This window comes from Brevibacillus sp. 1238, assembly GCF_029892995.1.
Taxonomy (GTDB): domain Bacteria; phylum Bacillota; class Bacilli; order Brevibacillales; family Brevibacillaceae; genus Brevibacillus; species Brevibacillus parabrevis.
In genome coordinates this window covers 57347-78723 of sequence record NZ_JARXWC010000005.1, presented here as the reverse complement: position 1 = coordinate 78723, position 21377 = coordinate 57347, and the positions used below count along the sequence as shown (strand labels likewise).

Annotated in this window: 25 protein-coding genes; all 25 read left to right on the top strand. The window is 42.7% G+C overall.

The features are described 5' to 3' along the window. Positions 1 to 12 precede the first annotated feature (12 nt). The 25 genes from flgL (at position 13) to flaG (ending at position 21371) form a co-directional block, all read left to right on the top strand. Positions 13 to 915, top strand: coding sequence for a flagellar hook-associated protein FlgL (gene flgL, locus M2298_RS13985; protein ID WP_173596397.1), 903 nt, complete (start codon positions 13 to 15; stop codon positions 913 to 915). Between the two features lie 21 nt (positions 916 to 936). Continuing rightward, positions 937 to 1515: a DUF6470 family protein gene (locus M2298_RS13980; RefSeq protein ID WP_173596398.1), complete on the top strand. Its 579-nt coding sequence runs from the start codon at positions 937 to 939 to the stop codon at positions 1513 to 1515. Positions 1516 to 1528: 13 nt separating this feature from the next. Next, the gene (locus M2298_RS13975) at positions 1529 to 1945 is read left to right on the top strand and encodes a flagellar assembly protein FliW (RefSeq protein ID WP_173596399.1); all 417 of its coding nucleotides are present in this window, start codon (positions 1529 to 1531) and stop codon (positions 1943 to 1945) included. Positions 1946 to 1956: 11 nt separating this feature from the next. After that, positions 1957 to 2232 carry a carbon storage regulator CsrA gene (csrA, locus tag M2298_RS13970; RefSeq protein ID WP_173596400.1) on the top strand — a complete coding sequence of 92 codons (276 nt, stop codon included), beginning with the start codon at positions 1957 to 1959 and terminating at the stop codon, positions 2230 to 2232. Further along, complete coding sequence (locus M2298_RS13965; RefSeq protein WP_173596401.1) at positions 2229 to 2927, top strand: class I SAM-dependent methyltransferase; 699 nt, start codon at positions 2229 to 2231, stop codon at positions 2925 to 2927. Before csrA ends, M2298_RS13965 begins: the two co-directional genes overlap by 4 nt. 195 nt (positions 2928 to 3122) lie before the next feature. Next, entirely contained in the window at positions 3123 to 3947 is an 825-nt protein-coding gene (locus M2298_RS13960; protein ID WP_173596402.1) for a flagellin N-terminal helical domain-containing protein, read from the top strand. A gap of 130 nt (positions 3948 to 4077) precedes the next feature. Further along, positions 4078 to 4659, top strand: a complete 582-nt coding sequence (locus M2298_RS13955) for a hypothetical protein (RefSeq protein WP_173596403.1) — start codon at positions 4078 to 4080, stop codon at positions 4657 to 4659. Continuing rightward, positions 4646 to 6523: a motility associated factor glycosyltransferase family protein gene (locus tag M2298_RS13950; protein ID WP_280648633.1), complete on the top strand. Its 1878-nt coding sequence runs from the start codon at positions 4646 to 4648 to the stop codon at positions 6521 to 6523. The genes M2298_RS13955 and M2298_RS13950 overlap by 14 nt, the downstream gene beginning before the upstream one ends. A 15-nt stretch (positions 6524 to 6538) precedes the next feature. Beyond that, positions 6539 to 7549 carry an NAD-dependent 4,6-dehydratase LegB gene (locus tag M2298_RS13945; protein ID WP_173596405.1) on the top strand — a complete coding sequence of 337 codons (1011 nt, stop codon included), beginning with the start codon at positions 6539 to 6541 and terminating at the stop codon, positions 7547 to 7549. Further along, positions 7546 to 8721, top strand: coding sequence for a LegC family aminotransferase (locus M2298_RS13940; RefSeq protein WP_173596406.1), 1176 nt, complete (start codon positions 7546 to 7548; stop codon positions 8719 to 8721). Before M2298_RS13945 ends, M2298_RS13940 begins: the two co-directional genes overlap by 4 nt. Before the next feature lie 179 nt (positions 8722 to 8900). Further along, on the top strand, positions 8901 to 9428 hold the full coding sequence (locus tag M2298_RS13935) for a TylF/MycF family methyltransferase (protein WP_217365012.1): 528 nt from the start codon (positions 8901 to 8903) through the stop codon (positions 9426 to 9428). 28 nt (positions 9429 to 9456) lie between these two features. Next, complete coding sequence (locus M2298_RS13930) at positions 9457 to 10359, top strand: ATP-grasp domain-containing protein (RefSeq protein WP_173596407.1); 903 nt, start codon at positions 9457 to 9459, stop codon at positions 10357 to 10359. Beyond that, a complete protein-coding gene (locus M2298_RS13925) occupies positions 10331 to 10990 on the top strand; it encodes an HAD family hydrolase (protein ID WP_173596408.1) in 660 nt (219 codons plus the stop codon). The genes M2298_RS13930 and M2298_RS13925 overlap by 29 nt, the downstream gene beginning before the upstream one ends. After that, positions 10987 to 12147, top strand: a complete 1161-nt coding sequence (neuC, locus tag M2298_RS13920) for a UDP-N-acetylglucosamine 2-epimerase (RefSeq protein ID WP_173596409.1) — start codon at positions 10987 to 10989, stop codon at positions 12145 to 12147. The genes M2298_RS13925 and neuC overlap by 4 nt, the downstream gene beginning before the upstream one ends. Next, the gene (locus tag M2298_RS13915) at positions 12147 to 12818 is read left to right on the top strand and encodes a PIG-L deacetylase family protein (RefSeq protein ID WP_173596410.1); all 672 of its coding nucleotides are present in this window, start codon (positions 12147 to 12149) and stop codon (positions 12816 to 12818) included. Before neuC ends, M2298_RS13915 begins: the two co-directional genes overlap by 1 nt. Before the next feature lie 15 nt (positions 12819 to 12833). After that, on the top strand, positions 12834 to 13913 hold the full coding sequence (gene neuB / locus M2298_RS13910) for an N-acetylneuraminate synthase (protein WP_173596411.1): 1080 nt from the start codon (positions 12834 to 12836) through the stop codon (positions 13911 to 13913). Beyond that, complete coding sequence (locus tag M2298_RS13905; protein ID WP_173596412.1) at positions 13910 to 14542, top strand: acetyltransferase; 633 nt, start codon at positions 13910 to 13912, stop codon at positions 14540 to 14542. The genes neuB and M2298_RS13905 overlap by 4 nt, the downstream gene beginning before the upstream one ends. Positions 14543 to 14555: 13 nt before the next feature. Further along, on the top strand, positions 14556 to 15605 hold the full coding sequence (locus M2298_RS13900; RefSeq protein WP_173596457.1) for a nucleotidyltransferase family protein: 1050 nt from the start codon (positions 14556 to 14558) through the stop codon (positions 15603 to 15605). Beyond that, positions 15602 to 16513 carry a Gfo/Idh/MocA family protein gene (locus tag M2298_RS13895; RefSeq protein ID WP_173596413.1) on the top strand — a complete coding sequence of 304 codons (912 nt, stop codon included), beginning with the start codon at positions 15602 to 15604 and terminating at the stop codon, positions 16511 to 16513. The genes M2298_RS13900 and M2298_RS13895 overlap by 4 nt, the downstream gene beginning before the upstream one ends. Next, complete coding sequence (locus M2298_RS13890; RefSeq protein ID WP_280648683.1) at positions 16510 to 17229, top strand: acylneuraminate cytidylyltransferase family protein; 720 nt, start codon at positions 16510 to 16512, stop codon at positions 17227 to 17229. Before M2298_RS13895 ends, M2298_RS13890 begins: the two co-directional genes overlap by 4 nt. Beyond that, a complete protein-coding gene (locus M2298_RS13885; protein WP_173596415.1) occupies positions 17210 to 18037 on the top strand; it encodes an SDR family oxidoreductase in 828 nt (275 codons plus the stop codon). Before M2298_RS13890 ends, M2298_RS13885 begins: the two co-directional genes overlap by 20 nt. A gap of 27 nt (positions 18038 to 18064) precedes the next feature. After that, the gene (locus M2298_RS13880) at positions 18065 to 18946 is read left to right on the top strand and encodes an SGNH/GDSL hydrolase family protein (RefSeq protein ID WP_173596416.1); all 882 of its coding nucleotides are present in this window, start codon (positions 18065 to 18067) and stop codon (positions 18944 to 18946) included. After that, positions 18946 to 19968: a Gfo/Idh/MocA family oxidoreductase gene (locus tag M2298_RS13875; RefSeq protein WP_242775242.1), complete on the top strand. Its 1023-nt coding sequence runs from the start codon at positions 18946 to 18948 to the stop codon at positions 19966 to 19968. Before M2298_RS13880 ends, M2298_RS13875 begins: the two co-directional genes overlap by 1 nt. A 12-nt stretch (positions 19969 to 19980) precedes the next feature. Next, a complete protein-coding gene (locus M2298_RS13870) occupies positions 19981 to 20955 on the top strand; it encodes a Gfo/Idh/MocA family protein (protein WP_173596418.1) in 975 nt (324 codons plus the stop codon). Between the two features lie 80 nt (positions 20956 to 21035). Beyond that, positions 21036 to 21371, top strand: a complete 336-nt coding sequence (flaG, locus tag M2298_RS13865; RefSeq protein WP_173596419.1) for a flagellar protein FlaG — start codon at positions 21036 to 21038, stop codon at positions 21369 to 21371. Positions 21372 to 21377 lie beyond the last annotated feature (6 nt).

The window sequence follows — 21377 nt, the reverse complement described above, 5'->3', positions numbered from 1 at the left end:
AGGAAATAGATCATGGCGGTACGTGTAACGCAGAACATGCTGAACAGCAATATGCTGCGGAATCTGCATAATTCCATGCGCAGCATGGACAAGCTACAGCAACAGCTGTCGTCGGGGAGCAAAATTGCCAAACCATCCGATGACCCGGTAGTGGCAGCACGCGGGATGTTTTATCGTTCCTCATTGATGGAGAATGATCAGTATAAGCGGAACGTGGATGAAGCGAAGTCCTGGATGGATATGACGGATAGTACGATGGATGAAATTGGGAACGTCATGAAGCGTATTAAGGAGCTTCTTGTATACTCCGGGGATGGAGCTATTTCGCCTGACGATTTGAAGACAATGGCGTCTGAAGTTAGCGAACTGAAAATCCACTTAGGAACTTTAGCCAATCAGCAAATTAATGGAAAGTATATTTTTGCTGGTACAGATACAAATAAAGCGCCGTACGATTTTACAGCTAATGGGGGCAAAGGTGATTTTGTCAGTACGAATAGCTCTTCTATCAATTTGGAAGTAAGCCAAAATGTTTTTGTAACATCAAATATTAATGCGCAAAACCTATTCAATTTTCCGGATAATGCAAACAATATGTTTAAGGTATTGGATAATATTATTGGTGAGTTAGAAAATGGTAGAGATGCTACTCAGTTTCTCACAGGGATGGAGCAGCAGTTTGACAAATTATTAGCTGAGCGAGCCGCACTGGGAGCAAGTGTAAACCGTGTTGAACTAATTGCGGACCGTTTAAAGACGCAAGAGGTAAGTATTAATGAGCTAATGTCAAAGAATGAAGATGCTGATGTGGCAAAGGTGATGACAGATCTGAAAACACAGGAGAGTGTTCACTCCGCAGCTCTAGGTTCAGGCGCCAGAATCATTCAGCCAACTTTGCTGGATTTTCTGCGTTAGAAAAAGTAGGGAGAGTAGCCGATGCAAATTCCAAAAATTCGATTGGAGAGCACGTTTGCTCAACTAGGATTAAATATAAACAAGCCTGTCCAGGAGATTAAACAGCCGCAAGCTGAATTGAACCTGCGACAAGTACCTGCAAAGCTGCGAATTGAACAAGCTCGCACTGTTTTGTCCATTGATTCTAGTCAGGCGCGTACCAACATTGGTATTATGACTTCTATGGAATTTACAGCTAGTCTTGCTTCATATGGTCAACAAAAAGCCCTCCAAGCCATTGCGGAGAAAAGTCAGGAGGGAGACAGAATGATGCGGATCTATACAAAAGAGAATGTCATAGCATCTATTGGCAGAGAAAAAGGTTTGCGCATGTTGGAGAGTGGATATACACCGCCGGCAGCGTCAACTGATGAAGGTGTAGAGATCCGTGTCGAGTCGACGCCTGTGAACATCCATGTTGAGCGCAACGGAATGAGTATTGATCCTGTGATTAAACAACCTGAACTGTCATACAAGCCGGGGAAGGTGGAGCCATATATGATACAGTACAATAGCCTGAAAATTGATACTGTAGGCGGTCAACTGGATCAAACGATATAAGCGAGGGGAAAACATGAACGCAAGTCAACGAGTGGAATTGGGCAAGCTATTTTTTGAAGATGGTATCCCGGGGTTTTCCCATTTGCAGTTTTTTCAGTTGATGCAGGAAGAAGAAAGCCCTTTTTTTCTGATTCAGTCTGCTGAAGAAAGGGAGATCGGGTTTTGGGTGGTCAATCCATTTGTTTTTTTCAGCGGATACGAATTTGAACTTTCTGAAGCAGCTAAGACTTCACTCCGCATAGAAGATGAAACCCCCATAGCAATCTTTACAATTGTAACTATTCGAGAAATGCAGCGTGTCTCTGTGAACTTGAAGGCACCTATTGTGGTTAATCTCGCAAATCGTATGGCCAAACAAGTAATTTTACAGGACGACACATATTCCATTCACCAGCCGTTGTTAGTCGAGCAAATCTCGACAAGAGAGTAGGTGATGTTCAAATGCTAGTATTATCTCGCAAAAAAAATGAGTCTATCATGCTGAATAACAATATAGTCATTAAAGTGATTTCTGTTGATGGAGAAACGGTTCGACTAGGGATTGAAGCACCAAGAGATGTAGAAATTTATCGAACCGAAATATATGAAGCGATTCAAGAAGAGAATCGTGTAGCCTCTGAAAGCACAGTGTCGTGGTCCTCTATGAAGGCTATTTTGAAAGAAGAACAGAGGACTGTACATGAGGATGTTCATGAGAAAGAAGATGATGAGACATGAGTAGCTACAAGTCAGAATGGGAAGCTTCCTATCAGAACAAAGATAACTTTGTTTTTTATCCTCATGAAGAAATTATCAGGTTCACATCGAAGTATATTCGCAAGCGAACAGGTCTGTTCGAGTTTCGAGATGTTTACACGAATTCGTCTAAGCCTAAAATATTGGATTTGGGATGCGGAATTGGACGGCATGTAATATATGCTCATCAGATGGGGCTGGATGCTTACGGCATCGACCTTTCTGATACGGCGATTCAAGTAGCGGTCACATGGGCGGAAAAAGAAGGCATTTCAAATTTAGACAGTAAAGTTAGACAAGGATACACGCAAAGTCTGCCGTGGGAAAATGATTTTTTTGACTTCGTTATAAGTCACGGAGTCTTGGATAGTATGCGGTTTGAAGAGGCCACTCAAACCATGGACGAGGTTAAGCGAGTATTGGTAAAGGGCGGGCTATTCTACTGTGATTTAATCTCCGGAGATGATTCTCGTCATGCTCGGGAATTTTCGGGAGAAGAAGACGTGGAAACTCTTCATGAGAAAGGAACCGTCCAGTCTTATTTTAACTACGGGAAAATTGAAAAGCTGATTGGATGTAATTTCGAAATATTGGAATGTAATCTGATCAGACGCGAGAACGTTAATACGGGTGGCTACTCTTCCAGGTATCATCTCATTTTGCGAAATATGAAGTAACTTGAATCTCCTTTTTGGTTAAGTGTACAAAGAGGAGATTTTTTTGAAAAAAACTTTTGAAATCCATTAAAGTTGACGAGTAATTTACCGATATAAGTAATGTAGGGACAAAGTTACAAGCGCGCGATTGTAAAATAGTCCTAAATAGATCTCAGTCACATGGACGTGACGGGTATAAATCAAGGAGGAAAAACAATGATTATCAACCACAATATTTCCGCAATGAACACTCACCGTCAATTGAGTGTCAACACAGGCAACCTGTCGAAAAACGTTGAAAAGCTGTCTTCCGGCTACCGTATCAACCGTGCTGCTGACGATGCTGCTGGTCTTTCCATCTCCGAGCGCATGCGCGCACAAATCCGTGGTATGGAGCAAGCTTCCCGCAACTCTCAAGACGGTATCTCCTTGGTACAAACAGCTGAAGGTGCATTGCAAACTGTAAACAACATCCTCGTTCGTGTAAAAGAACTGGCTACTCAATCTGCGAACGGTACTTACGATTCCGATGCAGACCGCAAACGCCTGCAAGAAGAGTTGACAGAGCTGTCCAACGAGGTAACAAACATCAAAACTAACACCAAATTCAACGGTATCAGCCTGTTGGATGGAAACTCCAATAAAGACATCGACCTGCAAATCGGTCAAGATGCTGCCCAAGTTCTGACTCTGGACACTTCCAAGTTCAATCTGACCAGCGTTGCAACTAAAGTTGGCGCTTGGAAAATCGATACTCAAAGCGCTGCGAAAAGCGTGCTGAAAAGCATCGATGCATTCATTAACAAAGTATCTGCTGCTCGTTCCTACTTGGGTGCTAACCAAAACCGTTTGGAAAACACCATTAACAACCTGAACATCACTGCTGAGAACCTGACAGCTGCTGAATCCCGTATCCGCGACGTAGATATGGCGAAAGAGCAAATGGCGTTCACTAAGAACAACATTCTTACACAAGCTTCTCAAGCAATGCTGGCACAAGCAAACCAATTGCCACAAGGCGTTCTGCAATTGCTCCGCTAATTTTTCAGTGCAAAATAAAGCATGGGTTTCCACCTGGAAGCCCATGCTTTTTTATTTTTCCATGTTTATCATATAATTGAATGTTGAAAAGGAACCGATATACATAAAGAGCGATGAAAGGGAGGTTCTCATGAAGATACTAGTAGCTGGCCAAGAGTACCATGTTGATCGGACACAAGAAAACGTTATCGAATACATTTTTTCTATTATAAAAGCAACGATGGCAGAAAAAACAATGACGTTTTGCGGAGTGCGAATCGATGGCAGAGAGGTATACAAAGATTTTGAGGAAGAAATCGCCGAATCGATTGAAACGATTGAAACGATTGAACCAATTTTAATGACAGAAGAAGAGTTGGCGAAGGAAACGTTATTATCGATAAAGGATTATACGAGCCGTTCGATAGAGTATCTCAATGGGTTGGCTTACCACTTTCAGACAGAGAATGTCACTTCTGAAACGTGGGAGGATTTGGGCAAGCTTGTAGAAGGACTGATGTGGATCCAAAATACCACTCCATTTTATCCAGAGTATGAAACGCTCTTTACTTTCACTAGCGAAATGGAAACCATCAATACGGCAGTAATTCAACAGGATACTGGTTTGCTTGGCGACATGATTGAATATGAGATTATCCCTCGCTATCAAGCTATCCAAGAAGCGCTGGAGGATATTGGCTCTCAAGAGGTGAATGGGAATGGTGCTAATTGATAATGTGAACTCTTTAAAAAAGCACTATCCAGAAATCTGGGCGAAGTGTCGAAACCCGAAGCTTGAAATAAAAGATCAGGTGAAATTGGAACCAACTCAGATGCAAGGTTGGACAGTATCCATTCTTATGGAGTCTGGATGGAATTACGTTCACAGCAAGTATAATCCGGAAAAGGAAGCCGAGCGTTTTATCGATTCGTTGGAAGAGATCCAGGATCGGCATGTATTATTTTATGGTGCGGGATTTGGTTATCATATTGATGCGTTCATTAAAAAATTTCCCAATACGCCCTTTTCCATTTATGAGCCGAATATGGCTATTTTTCAGCATCTGATCGAGCGTAAAAAAATTGATGAATGGATTCCTGTCAAAAGGTTGAAAAACTTGATGGTTGAGGAAAATCCAGACGATTGCAGAAAATATTTAATAGAACTGACTAATCTTTTGGAAGACGAAATTTATCTCGTTATTTTACCAAGTTATAAACGGATCTTTTCTGAACAGACGCAAACTTTCATCAAAATGTTTCGCGATGTTGTATATGCTGCGCATGAACGGATTATTACCGGAAAAGTTTTTGCGAAAAGAATGGCAATTAATGGGTTGTTTAATTTGCCCGCCATCGTCAAGACACCCAATATCCTTGCTGCACATAACGGGTACTTCAAAGGGAAGCCAGCGATCATTGTTGGGGCGGGACCATCGCTCAACGACGAATTCGAAAACCTGCGTTATATCAAGGAAAATGGTTTAGCATACATTTTTGCTGTTGGATCATCTATCAACCAATTGCTGAATGCTGGAATAGTGCCAGATGCCGCTTTCGCATACGATGGTAGCGCGATGAACACGAAAGTTTTCCGAAAGGTACTCGAAAACGAGATTGACAGTGTTCCTTTGATTTTTGGTAGTACGATGGGATTTGAAACAGTACAAAATTATCCAGGGAAAATGAGCAATTTTTTGGTGCGTGATGATTATATCATCGATCTGTTTTTGAAGGATGAAGATAATCGTCCATTCCACTATATTGACAGGTTCGGCAGCATTGCTACCTTAACTTTGCAGATTCTGGACCAATTGGGCTTCTCCCCTATCATTTTCACAGGACAAAACCTTGCCTATCGCGGCGGCCAGGTATACGCCCAGGGTGTCGAATATACAGGTACTGATTTGGGAGATAAGAAAAAAGAATATGCGGTTGAGGTAAAAGATGTACACGGCAATGTCACATTAAGCGGTCGGGGTCATGTTGAAATGAGAGAGGAAATGGAAGCCCTCATTCAAAAGATTGCAAGAACAGATATTATAAACACAACCAAAGGCGGCGCACATATAGAGGGTACCGTCTTCCTTCCTATGGAACAGTTGATTGCAGAACAACTAACGATCCCGCATGTAGTAAAGACAGATTGGCTGGAAGTAATCTCCCAACAAGATGGTTATCGCTACGACTTGGAGTATTTTAAAAAGGTGATTCGAGAGTTGCTTTCTTCCTGCGACGAACTTGGCAAAATCATTCGACGATTTGCTGAACTGCTGGAGGATATGGATCGATTTATTGAGAGTCAAAATAACAAGAAGTTGGAAGTTTGCCTTACCAAATTTGATAAATTGTTTGATCGACTCCAGGCGAATAAACTTAATATGCGAATCGTTCAACCGATGAATCATATGGAGTTTCAGTTGGTACTAAAAATGTTTGATGATATACGGCCAGAGCCTGATCCAAAAACAAAATCACGTCGTGTGGTTGATCAATTCGGTAACTATTTGAGTTCTTGCAAAAGTGATTCTGTGCTTGTCAAAAAGATCTTGGAAGATATTCACGAGAAAATACTGGGGGAACCAATCGTAGTATAGACTGGAGGCGCTGAGATGAACCTCAGTGGAAAAAAAGTGCTTGTTACTGGAGCGGATGGTTTTATCGGCTCCCATTTGACGGAGAAATTAGTGCGAGATGGAGTAGATGTAAAGGCTTTTGTGAATTATAACTCGTTTAACTCATGGGGATGGCTGGATCATTCCCCAAGAGAAATCCTGAGCGAATTGGATGTTTTTGCTGGGGATATTCGAGATCCGCATGGAGTAAAAAAAGCGATGCAGGACTGTCACGTCGTCATGCATTTGGCGGCTCTTATTGCCATTCCATATTCCTACCATTCACCCGATACTTATGTGGATACGAACATTAAAGGGACGCTGAATATTCTGCAGGCTGCTCGTGAATGTAGCGTGGAAAAGATTGTACATACCTCTACCAGTGAAGTTTATGGGACAGCAAAGTTTGTACCTATTACTGAAGAGCATCCGTTACAAGGCCAATCGCCTTACTCGGCAAGCAAAATTGGTGCTGATCAAATGGCAATGTCATTCTATAACTCGTTTGATTTACCTGTCGCTATTATTCGTCCTTTTAACACCTATGGCCCTCGACAGTCCGCTCGCGCTGTGATTCCTACCATTATCACGCAAATCGCGAGTGGGCAAAACGTTATTCGTCTGGGCTCCATTCATCCGACTCGTGATTTTAATTATGTACAGGACACAGTAAGTGGCTTTATAGCGATAGCACAGTCGAGTCAATCCGTAGGAGAGGTAATTAATATAGGTAGCAACTACGAAGTATCCATCGGAGAGACAGCAGAGATCATTGCTGAATTGATGGGGCAATCGATTGACATCCAAACAGATGATAAACGGATTCGTCCAGAAAAAAGTGAAGTTGAGCGTTTGTGGGCGGATAATACAAAGGCCAAGCAATTGTTGGGATGGGAACCGGCATATGGGGACAAAAACGGGTTGAAACGCGGATTGCAGGAAACGATCGAGTGGTTTACGAATCCAGCGAATCTATCGCAGTATAAGGCAGGTATATATAACGTATGATGCGACCATTTTCAGTTGAAGCGGTAGTATCCACTATAAAAGCAGTAGCCGATACCGATAAAGCATTTGTTGCTCTTCATGAACCTAGTTTCCAAGGGAATGAATGGAAGTACGTAAAAGACTGCCTGGATACTGGCTGGGTGTCGTCTGTTGGCAAATATGTAGATCGTTTTGAGGAAATGCTTGCCGAATATACAGGTGTGAAGCGTGCTGTTGCCGTGGTAAATGGCACAGCTGCTTTGCATATTTGCTTGAAGCTGGTGGGGGTCGAGCAAGGGGACGAGGTGTTGATTCCAACGCTGACTTTTATTGCAACGGCAAACGCAGTTGTTTACTGCGGAGCGATTCCTCATTTTGTTGATGCATGTGAAAAGACATTGGGAGTTGATCCTCACAAGCTTGAAGGCTATTTGCAGGAAATTGCAGAAGTCCGCGGCGATGGTTGCTACAACCGAATTACCGGAAGGCGAATTAAAGCGTTAGTGCCGATGCATACTTTTGGACATCCTGTGGACCTAGACGCGATTGTGAGCGTATGCGAGCGGTTCCGGCTGGAATTGATAGAAGATGCGGCTGAATCACTAGGATCTTATTACAAGGGAAAGCATACCGGGAACTGGGGACGTGTTTCGGCACTCAGTTTTAACGGGAATAAAGTTATTACAACAGGTGGCGGTGGCGCAATTTTAACCAATGATGAGTCATTAGGGAAATTGGCGAAGCATTTGACCACCACGGCCAAAAAAATGCACAAATGGGAATTCGAGCATGATCAAGTCGGTTATAACTACCGCTTGCCCAACATAAACGCAGCTCTGGGATGCGCACAACTGGAACAGTTACCAGACTTCCTGAGCAGAAAAAGAAAGCTGGCCAATTTATATCGAGATGCTTTTAGCCAATTGGCTGGGATTTCATTTTGGGAGGAGCAAGAAAACGTTTCGAGTAATTTTTGGCTCAATGCATTGTTGCTGGATCAGGATAACGTGGAGCTTCGCGATGAGATACTGGAGTTAACTAATTCAGAGGGCATTATGACAAGGCCTGTGTGGAAGCTGTTACATACACTGCAAATTTTCGAGGGATGCCCGAGTATGAAAATCGACACAGCGACAGTCATTGAACGGAAATTGATCAATATTCCAAGTAGTCCTGGGTTGATATCCTTATAAAGGAGGAATCAGAGTGTCGACTGTTTTTGAAAAAGGATATGGTTCTCTACAGAATAGACTTGATAATTTTGAGAAATATATTCGGCGACAAACGATGACTAGATTTTTAGCTAGATATGAGTTGTTTAAACTACAAGCCAATATAAAGGGAAGCATAGTTGCATCATGGCGGTGGCGTAATGGCATGGGCAAAACTGTCTTCGGGTCTTGAACCGTATGCTTTTGATCGAAGAGTTATTGGATTTGATACATTTGAAGGATTTCCTTCTATTCATGAGAGCGATCAAGGAAGTATTAGTAACGAGAATAGTCAAATGCGTGTAGGTGGTTTTGCTACAGGTTACGATTCTTTTCAGGAATTGACAGATGTGATTCAAGAATATGATCAAAACCGATTCTTGAATCAATTTTCTAAAGTGGAATTGGTAAAAGGCGATGCGACTCATACTATTCCGCAATATATAAAAGAAAATCCACATTTATTGGTAAGCTTGTTATTTTTGGATTTTGATCTGTATGAGCCGACAAAAGTAGCATTAGATCATTTTCTCCATCGGATGCCAAAAGGAGCAATTTTGGCTTTTGACGAAATTCACAACCCATGGTGGCCTGGGGAGACACAAGCATTACTAGAAACATTGGACCTTAGAAAAACACAAGTCAATCGCTTTCCGTTTGAGCCAAATATCTCGTATATAGTCTTGTAGTAGATAAAAAGATAGGGGGAGACTCGCTATGCTAAGGATTTTGACTGAAGCATCCGGGAGCATGTCAGCCGCCTACATCATTCGTGCCATTCGACAAGCTGGTCATGCGGCAATTGCATCTGATATCGACCCGGATTGTGTCGGGCGATACCTCGCAACAGATTTCATTCGGATGCCATCTAAGAATGCCCCTGATCTTTGGGAACAAACGGTGGAAAAACTGATAGATCATAAAGTGAATGCGGTTATTCCCTCGCTAGATGAAACATTGAGTGGCTGGGCAGAGCGCCAACAGCAAATGTCCCAACTAGGTATTGATATAATTTTGTCTCCTGTAGAAACGGTACGTACTTTTCAGGATAAGTGGCAAACTTATCAATTTTTTGTTCGTGAAGGAATACCGACTCCTGCTACGAGCCTTGAGCAAATATTCCCGTTGGTAAAACCAAGGAATGGTCGCGGGGCAGTTGGAGTACGAGTGGAAAAATCCAGTGTGGAAATGGACGGGATGATTTCACAAGAGCTTGCAAGTGGAATTGAATATACCGTAGATGTTTTTTGTGATAAAGAGTCACATCCAGTATACATTGTACCACGTCGCAGAGAAGGGGTTATTCAAGGGAAGTCTACTGGAGGAATTGTAGAGAAGCAACCCTTGATCGAAGAATGGGTGCAAAAAATATGCAGGGCTATCCCTTTTGCCGGGCCGGTTAATATGCAATGTTTTTTGCAAGAAAATGGTGAGATTCAATTTATTGAAATTAATCCTCGAATTGCGGGCGGCATGGCTCTAGGTTTTGCGGCCACAGAAAATTGGATCTCGTTGATGGTAGATCATTTTATTTATGGAAAACGAATCACTCCTAAGCCTATCCAATATGGATTGAAAATGAAGAGGTATTATGCTGAAGTCTTTGTTTCCAACAATTGATTGGGATATTGTGAAATACGTCGGATTTGATATGGATGGGACCTTATATGATGAACTGGAGTTTATCAGGCAGGTGTATGAGCCTATTGCCAGCTTGATAGCCCCATTTGTCAGTTCGCCTGCTACTGATGTCTATCAAAGTCTACTAGAAAGATGGCTGGAGAAAGGAAGCTCGTACAATCGAATTTTTGACGAAATCCTCTCGAATGGTGAATTAAGTGAGAGCGAAAAAGCAGCTATCATTGAGGAATGCTTGCATATATTCAGAAATTATTCGCCAAAATTGGCATTGACACATAGAGTTACTTACTTGCTTCAGCACTTTCACCAAAAATACGGTATGTTTCTTATAACGGATGGTAGGGTTCCATTACAGAGGTCCAAATTCCACGCACTTGGGTTAACAAAGTGGTTTGAAGAAGAAAATGTTGGTTTTACAGGTCTTTATGGAAGTGCATATGGGAAGCCATCTCCCCTCATAGTAAACAAAATAAAGCTTTTACATGATGTGAAGAATCCAAGACAGGTAGTTTTTTTCGGTGATAGAGAGGTAGACGAACAGTTCGCCAAAGGAATTGGATATCAGTTTGTTTTAACCCATTGTTTGCAAAGGGAGAGAGCGTCAAGATGAAAAAGCGGAAAGTGCTAGGTGTGACCGGAATTCGTTCTGAATATGACATCATGTCTTCTGTCTACTGTGCGATTGAATCCCATCCTAACTTGGAACTGGAATTGATTGTGACTGGAGCCCATTTAAGTGATGCTTATGGACTTACTGTTAACGAAATCAAACAAGACGGCTTTTTTATTGCAGAGGAAATCGAGAGTTTGATAAATGGTGACCAGGCTTCTGCGCGAGTAAAAGGCTTGGCTATACAGTTGCAAGGTCTGGTACAGGCAGTAAATCGGATAAAACCAGATTTTTTACTAGTATTGGGAGACCGTGAAGAATCAATGACGACTGCTCTGGTGGGAGCATACATGAACATTCCTGTTGCTCATGTTGCTGGAGGAGACCGCGTAGTGGGTAACGTAGATGATCAGGTTAGGCATGCAGTTTCCAAGCTAGCTCATTTGCATTTTGTTACAAACGAAGAGAGTGCTACCCGGTTGCTTAAAATGGGGGAACAATCTTTCCGCGTTTACAATACAGGTAATCCAGGATTGGATCGTATTCGACAGACACCAGTTCTTTCCAGAAAAGAATTATCTACAAGACTGGGTTTTACAATCGAAGAAAACGAGCCACTCCTTTTGCTGATTCAGCATATTATCTCGACAGAAATTAACGAAGCCTACTTTCAGATGAAGCAGACGATGGAAGCGGTTAAGGAACTGGGAATCAAAACGATTCTAAGTTACCCGAACTCAGATGCAGGTAGCCAGCAATTAATTAAAGCTATACAAGAATATCAAGATCTTCCGTATCTTTATATGGCAAAAAACATTCCCAGACTGGAATTTGTTAATATCATGAGAGAGGCGAGCTGCATGATTGGCAATTCTAGCGCTGGAATTCTTGAAGCTCCTTTATTGCATCTGCCTGTAATTAATATAGGAAACAGGCAGAAGGGCCGATTACATGCAGAAAATGTTCAATTTGTTCCGCACTCCGTTCCGCAAATATGTTCGGCTGTTATCAAGGCTATCTCAGATAGGAATTATCGAGAACAGGTAAAGAATTGTGTCAATCCTTATGGCGATGGATTTTCTTCACAGAAAATAGCAAATGTGCTGGCTGATATTCCTATTGATGACAATCTTTTAGTAAAGGACATTACATACTAATGAGCAGAAATGTACTTTTTATTGCTCCGCATCCCGATGATGAGACATTGGGTTGTGGGGGGACGATTTATAAACACGGTGAACAGGGCGATCAGGTTCATTGGATAATTGTTACGGAGATGAGGGAAGAGCAAGGATTTTCCGCTGAGAAAATTGCGGTTAGAGAGCGAGAAATAGAAGCGGTTGCCACGAAGTACAATTTCACAAGTACACATAAGCTAAAGTTACCAACTACGAAACTGGATGAAGTAGGGATGAGCCTGATTGTGGAGAGAATGGGTGCAGCTATTCTTGCCATTCAACCAGAAGTGCTCTATATTCCATATCCAGGAGATGTCCACACCGATCATAAATATGTCTTCGATGCTGCCGTCTCATGTACTAAATGGTTTCGCTACTCCTTTGTAAAAAGAGTGTTGGCTTACGAAACCTTATCTGAAACGGAATTCGGTTTGAACCCGGATACGAACGGGTTTCGACCAAATGTTTTTGTGGATATTACCGACCACTTAGAAAAAAAACTAGAAGTAATGCGTATGTTTGAAAGCGAAGTGGGTACTTTTCCGTTTCCAAGAAGTGAACAAACTATTCGTTCTCTCGCATATGTCCGCGGATCGGCTGCTGGTGTTGAAGCTGCGGAAGCATTCATGCTCTTAAAAGAGATATTGTAAAAAGAAGGTGATTTTGTGAGAAGAAAAACCTTTATCATTGCTGAAGCAGGCGTCAATCACAATGGTTCCTTGAAAATGGCAAAAGAACTTGTGCATCAAGCGGCAGTAGCAGGGGCTGATGCAGTGAAGTTTCAGACGTTTAAGGCGAAAAATATTATCAGCAAACATGCTGAAAAAGCCGATTATCAAAAGAAGACGACTGATGAGCAAGAGTCCCAGCTTAACATGGTCGAAAAGCTTGAAATGACGGCAGACATGCACGAGGAGTTAGTGGCATACTGCAAAGAATTGAACATTAAATTTTTGTCTACACCATTTGACCTTGAAAGTGTGGATTTATTGGCCGAGCAAATCCGCGTGGATCAACTCAAGCTGCCTTCTGGGGAAATTACAAATGCTCCACTTTTGTTGAAAGCTGCGATGACAGGCTTGCCGATTATTCTTTCCACAGGAATGTCTACCTTGGGGGAAATTGAGGATGCACTCGGTGTCCTTGCGTTTGGATATGTGCATTCGGATCAGAGTTCATCCATTTCAGCCTTTCAGAGAGCGTTCGCGAGTGCTGAAGGACAACGAGCGTTACAACAGAAAGTGTCATTGCTTCATTGCACAACGGAATATCCAGCCCCTTTTAGGGAAGTCAACTTGAGGGCAATGGATACGTTGTCTACAGCATTTGGTCTCCCTGTTGGATTCTCTGATCATACAGAAGGTATTGCTGTTCCCATCGCAGCCGTTGCGCGTGGTGCCGTTATTATTGAAAAACACTTTACTCTGGACAGAAATTTGCCTGGCCCGGACCATAAAGCTTCTCTTGAGCCGCAAGAGTTGAAACAAATGATAGAATCCATCAGGCAGATCGAGTTGGCGTTGGGAACCAACGTGAAAATGCCGACATTGTCGGAACTAAAAAACAAGCATGTTGCACGCAAAAGCTTGGTAGCCGCGCACAGTATTAAAAAGGGAGAGCTGTTAACCAGCGAAAATATTACTGCCAAACGGCCGGGGAATGGAATTACGCCAATGCATTTTTGGGAACTGATTGGAAAGCCAGCAATGAAAGATTATCAGCCTGATGAAGTGATTGAACTATGAAAAGTGTGCTAATTCTTGGTGGAGGTGATCATGCCAGAATTGTCGCCGAGGTGTTGATGCTTCAGGGCTATCAAATTGTTGGATACACAGATGTAACGAATAAAGGAAAGCTTTGGGGTATTCACTACTTGGGCGATGATTCTGTTGTGGAGACCTACTCAGCGGACAAGATTTTGTTAGCCAACGGCCTTGGTTCCATAGGCGATAATTCGGGCAGAATGCGACTCTACCTTTCTTTTAAGGAAAAAGGGTATTCGTTTATCAATGCAATTCATCCAAGTGCAATCATCTCTCCTAATGCAATTGTAGGGGAAGGCGTGCAAATTATGGCGGGGGCAGTTATCCAAGCGGGTACCAAGTTGGGATGCAATACCATCGTCAACACACGTGCTTCAGTAGATCATGATTGTATCATAGGAGAGCACGTTCATATTGCACCTGGGGCTACATTGTCTGGAGGCATAACAATTCATGCGAGTTCTCATATAGGCACGGGCGCTGTCATTATTCAGGGCATCGTAGTAGGAACGTCGAGCATCATCGGAGCTGGGACCGTAGTGATAAGGGATGTCCCGGAACAGACGAAGGTAGTGGGAGTACCTGCTAAAATAATTGGGACTTGCAGCTAGAAAGGTGTGAGGAATAGTGAACTGGAGAGATCTGCTAGTATCTCCTCAAACTCCTATCATTAATACGTTGGAAATTATAGATAAAAATGCACGGCAAATTGCACTTGTAGTGGATGAAGAAGATCGCTTGCTGGGTACTGTAACCGATGGTGATATACGTAGAGGCTTGTTAAAGGGACGAGCTTTGACCGATCATATTTCTTTAGTAATGAACTCGTTCCCTACTGTGGCCTCTCCCTACGATACTAGGGATAATGTGCTGGCTTTGATGAAAATTAAACAGCTCCACCAGATCCCGGTTGTTGACGAGGATGGTCGGATTGTTCATGTGGAAATTTTAGATGAACTGCTTAGGCCGAAGAAGAAGGAAAACTGGGTCGTATTAATGGCCGGGGGTTTGGGAACCCGGTTACATCCCCTCACGCATGATTGCCCTAAACCGCTTTTAAAGGTGGGGGACAAACCAATATTAGAAACGATCTTGCAAAGCTTTGTAGACCAAGGCTTCTATAAATTTTATATCTCAGTGAAGTATAAAGCAGAGATGATCCAGAAACATTTTGGATCAGGTGAGCGATGGGGTGTGACGATTCGCTATATTGAAGAACAGCAATCTTTAGGGACGGCAGGAGCACTGAGCTTGTTGCCGGCAAGACCGACTGATCCATTTTTCGTCATGAATGGCGATTTATTGACGAAGGTACATTTTGAACAATTGCTTGACTTTCATAAGAACTATCAGGCTCATGCAACTATGTGTGTTCGTGAGTACGATCATCAGATTCCGTACGGGGTAGTCAGACTGGACAAGCAGCGGTTGACAAGCATTGAAGAGAAGCCAATACAGCGCTTTTTTGTGAATGCTGGAATCTATGTGTTGAATCCAAGTGTACTTGAATATATCCCGCATAACACATATCTGGATATGCCAAGCCTGTTCGACAAGCTATTGAAAGAAGCAAAAGATACGATTGCGTTCCCGATTCGAGAGTATTGGTTGGACATTGGGCGAATCACAGACTTTGAGAAAGCGAATAGGGAATACATGGAGGTATTCAGTTGAAGGCACTTGTTATTGGCTTCGGGTCTATCGGGATGCGGCATGCGAGAGTGCTAACCAGTCTTGGTTGTAAAGTAGCTGTTGTGAGTCGTCGTGAAATTGAATGGGATTGTTATTATCCTTCTATTTCGGAAGCGTTAATAAGAGAAGAGCCTGACTATGTCATTGTAGCTAACAGAACATCCGAACATTTAGCCACCATCTCAGAATTAAATGCGAACGGATTTAAAGGGAAAGTCCTTATAGAAAAGCCGATATTTGATCATGAATGTAACATGCCCAACAACTCTTTTCAAAAATTATATGTGGGCTATAATCTTCGCTTTCATCCAGGTATTCAAAAATTACGGTCGCTATTAGCCAATAAAACAGTTTTATCTTTTCATGTATATACAGGTCAGTATCTTCCGCAGTGGCGCCCTCAGGCTGATTATAGAGAGTCTTACTCTGCGAGCAAAGAAAAGGGGGGCGGTGTTTTACGAGATTTGAGCCATGAACTTGATTATACGAATTGGTTACTAGGAGGTTGGGAAAGCCTGACTGCGGTAGGCGGGAAGTTCAGTGAACTCGAGATAAGCAGCGACGATGTGTACACGCTATTGATGAGAACAAAGCTTTGCCCTGCTGTAACCATCAGTGTGAATTATTTAGATCGAGTTGCGAAACGTTTTGTAATAGTGAATACAGACCACGGCACCATAAAGCTGGACATGATTCAAAGTACGATAACAGTAAACGAGGAACACACGGATTTTAACGTATCACGTGATTTTACGTATATCGAGCAACACAGAGCTGCTTTGAGTGGAGTGGATCATGACATTTGCCGATCTGATGAAGCTATGCAAGTAATGAGCATGATAAAAGCAGCAGAAGAGGCAAATGAGAAACGGAGTTGGGTCACAAGATGAAGAGGTTATGTACCATTTGTGCCAGAGGAGGATCAAAAGGGGTGAAAAATAAAAATATACGCCCCTTGCTAGGTCATCCTCTCATTGCGTTTAGCATTAAGCAGGCGAAGGCTTCTGGAATGTTTGAATGTGTAGCGGTCAGCAGTGATTCTAGCGAAATACTGGAGGCAGCCAGAAAGTATGGTGCAGACATACTGATTGAACGTCCCAGCGAGATGGCAACTGATGAGTCAGCGAAATTACCGGCTATCCAGCATTGTGTAACAACCGTGGAGCAACAGATGAAAACGACTTTTGATATTGTTGTCGATATGGATGCGACTTCTCCATTGAGATATGTAGAGGACATTCAAGAGGCTATTCGGATTCTGGAAGAACAAGATGGAGCTAACTTGATAACGGGTGCCCCTGCCAGAAGGTCTCCATATTTTAACTTGGTTGAACTCGACTCGAATAATATTGTCCGCTTGTCGAAGCCATTGGAGCGACAGGTTGTTAGAAGACAGGATTCTCCAAAGTGTTTTGATATGAATGCTTCTATTTATGTGTGGAAGCGCGAAGAATTTTTCGCTCAGAAAACTCTCTTTAATGAAAAGACGTTGCTGTATGTAATGCCTGAGGATCGCTCGATCGATATTGATTCGGAAATTGATTTTAAATTTGTCGAGTTTTTAATGAGCGAAAAGAGGGAGAAATATGAAACCTTATTTGTATAAAAATATGTTTAGCTTAGAAGGAAAGACCGCTATTGTAACGGGGGGACTTGGGATACTCGGCAAGCAAATTTGTCAGGGACTTGCTGAATTCGGTGCCAATGTTGCTGTTATTGATTTAAATCAACAGGAAGCAGAAGAGTTTTCCAAAGAGCTTTCAGAGTCCTTTGGTGTCAAGTGTTTGGGGGTAGCATGTGATGTCTCCTCGCCAACATCTGTGAAAGAAATGGTAAATGAAGTTGTCAAAACGTTGGGGGAGATTCATGTTCTTCACAACAATGCTGCAAGCAAGTCCAAAGATTTAGATGCATTTTTCTCGCCGTTCGAAGAGTATTCTATGGATCAATGGCGTGAAATTATGTCCGTCAATATCGATGGCATGTTTTTGGTTGCTCAATCAGTAGGGAAGCAAATGGTACAGCAGGGAAAAGGGGGATCTATTATTCAAACGGCATCGATCTACGGGATCGTAGCTCCGGATAATAGAATTTATGAAGGGTCCCATTATTTAGGGCGGCAGATTAACACCCCTGCCGTTTATTCGGCTTCTAAGGCATCAGTCGTCGGACTGACTAAATATTTGGCTAGCTATTGGGCTCCGCAGGAAATTCGTGTCAATACTCTGATTCCTGGTGGAATTCAAAGCGGCCAAAATGAAGTCTTTATTGAGAAATACTCTAATCGTGTTCCGTTAGGCAGAATGGGAAGACCAGATGAGATTGTAGGGGTAATGGTGTACTTGGCTTCTGATGCATCGAGTTACGTAACGGGTCAGCAATTTGTAATTGACGGTGGTTTGTCAGCCTGGTAATGGAAAAATCGACATAGGGTGGATTTCATGAACATACTTATTTTGGGTGATTCCCTTGCTTTGCCGCGCCCTCACCGAATTAACAACTTTGATCCAGTTGTTGATAAAGAGTTGGCCGTTCATTTTAACGAGACGTACGGGTATCTTTTAGAGAAAGAGTTGCGTTCCAACTATCCTGAAGCGGACATAAGCGTAACGAATCGTGCTCAACGCTTCTCTACCATCAAGGATATTCACGAACAATTTGCAAACCATTTGTTCTTCTTTCAACCAGACGTAATTGTCCTTCAAGTAGGGATTGTCGACTGTTGGTTTCGAGAAAATTTGGGCGGGAAACAGCTTGTTGAGATTGGCGACTTTGAGAGATTCTACAGAGAGATTCTCTACCTTGCTGAGATGCGTCCTCAGACGAAACTGGTTGTTTTGGGAATTTGCAAAACTTCAATGAAGATGGAGCAACGCTATCCCGGAATCTTGCATCAAATATCTGCATACAACCAAGTTTTGAAAAGTGGTGCAAACCGTCACCAAGTATTTTTCATTGATATGGAATCACATGTTGATGCTTATCATCCGCATACGTATTTGTTGCCGGATGACCATCATTTGAATAAAAGAGGAAATGAGCTTGTAAGTCGGCATCTCCTCCAGATTACACGAGCCTTTTATGAGAACGTATTGGGGTGTCGATGCTTTGAAGAGGATATGCATAGGAGTTATATGCATTTTTCCCAATCATTCGAGGCATACCCTTATTACGGCGACAACTTGTACAACCTGATTGCTCTTTCGTATCAAATGAACGACTTTGGGAAAACCACTGAATATATCAAATTCGTTCGACAAAATAAAATTCAGCATCCTGTTTTACCTGAGCTTGTTGAAACGATCAAGGAGCAAATGAAGTGATGAAAACAATTGGGATTGTTGGACTTGGTCCGATGGGGCTTAGGTACGTAGAAGTGATGAAAAAAATGGAACAGATTAAACTGGCAGTAGTGGACTTGAGGCAAGAAGCAATTCAGCAAGTGAAAGAGCGGCAATTGAAGCATGAGGTCGTCGCCTATTCATCTCATGCGGACATGCTTCAACATGAGCAACTTGACGTTCTGATCATTGCAACGAACGGCCCCAGCCACTACCCCATCTATCTGGATGCGGTAAAGCATGGCGTGAAACGTATCATCTGCGAAAAACCGATCGCAACTTCTATTGCCCAAGCTAGGGAAATGGTTGAAATTGCCCGCGCAGAAGGCATTACCCTGGCTGTCAATCATGGGCGACGATGGTCAAAGGATTATGTATCGTTACGGGAAAAGCTGCGCAGCGGAATTATCGGTTCAGTGGAAAGTATCATGTTTTCAATGGGCGGCGGACAAATGGGGTGCAACGGTACCCATTTTATCGATCTTGCTGGTTATTTGCTGGAGCAAAATGTAGTACAAGTTTGCGGATTCCTGAATGATGAAAATATAGCGAACCCGAGAGGGGCTAATTTTAAAGACCCAGGTGGATATGCGATTGTCCATTTTGAAGCGGGCGCACGCATGTTTTTTGAGATGGCAGAAGATTTGGGGATTCCTCCGTTGATGGTTATTAATGGGAAATGCGGGCGTGTTACGATCAACGAAATAGAGCGCTTCTATTTGATTGAAACAAGAAACGAGGACGATTGGGCACTGCCAGTGACTCGTTATGGAACACCATTGCGGCGAGTTGAAAAAGAGAAATTGGAACTCGATATTCACGCTTTAAGTCATGATCTGCTGCAAGCTGTATTTCAGGATGAGGCACCTGCTGACCCCGAGTATGCGGTCAAGGCTCTAGAAGCTGTGATCGGGATTCATCTGTCCCATGAAAAGGGTAATAAACAAATTGCCTTACCGATTGCGGATGAGGAGTGCATAAATCGATTATTCAAATTTACGTAAAGGAGCGATTCGATGATTTCTCTGGGCATAATTGGAACGGGGACGATTGCTCCTTCTTATATTCAAGCAATCAATTGGCTAAACGAGAACCATGACGAGAAGATTCAAGTTGTAGCGGCGGTAAATCGTACCGAGATTGGTAACCAAAGGGCGCGGTGCGATTTAAACATACCTCGGACGTATACGAGCATTTCTGACATGCTTTCTTTTGAAAAGTTGGACGGTATCGTAGTTGCGGTTCCAGCTACAGCAATCTATGATATTGCACTTGAATTAATCCCATACCGAATACCAGTGCTATTAGAGAAGCCGCCCGGACTAACGAAACAGCAAGCCAATCATCTATCAGAGATGTCCAGACAGTTTAAAACCAGTGTGATGGTAGCCTTTAACCGTCGATTTTACAGCGTGGTTCGCCAAGCGAAGCTGCTAATTGATGAAATGGGAGGGCTGCTTGGGATGAGGATGGACGTATTTGAGCGGTACCGGACTCTCCGAGAAGCGAATTATCCAGAGGAAAAATTAGAAATGCTCTTTACCGGAAACAGTATCCATTGCATTGACTTAATTCGATACTATTGTGGCGAGACAAAAGCGGTAAATACGTTTCAAAATCCGCTAAAGGCAGAGCCATTGAATCATCGATATGCAGCCCTGATTGTATCACAAACAGATGTACCGATTACTTTTCAGGCGTATTGGCATGCATTGGGGAATTGGAATTACGAGCTTTACATCCCTGACGGTAAGATTCAATTTACAAACTTAGAGGAAGCGGTTGTTTTCTTTCGAAATCGCGAGCCTTATCGATTACTTCCGGATGAGGCTGATGTCGGTGCGAAGCCGGGATTCGCTGCACAACTTAAGTATTTTGTTACCAACGTGAGCAGTAATCGAACAGATGCTACTTACGAGGGAAGTATGTCTATCCATGATGCAGTACATACAATGTCTTTAGTCGAGAAATTGAACAATAGTACTGGGTAGAAAGCACGAAGAGAAAGTAAAGCTTTATCGTGAAAAAACCGATAACTAACATAAGAAATGATTCTTGAGGAGGATCAGGAATGGATGTCGGTTCAATTCACAATTATGGAAAAGCAAAGCCATTCACAGAGTTAAACCAGAGTCAAAATCCGCCAGTGGAAAAGCAGGCACCACTTCAAGAGCGAGTAGAAACGAAGCGAGAAATTGAGCAGGAGTTAGCGGGCATCAACAAGTGGCTGCAAACTACCAGCTCGCATGTGAAATTTACCCTCCATGAAGAACTAAACGAGTATTATGTACAGATTATTAACGATCAGACGAATGAAGTCATACGAGAAATACCTTCAAAGAAAATGATGGATATGGCTGCCAAAATGCACGAAATGATCGGACTGCTTGTTGACGAGAAGAGATAGGAGGTA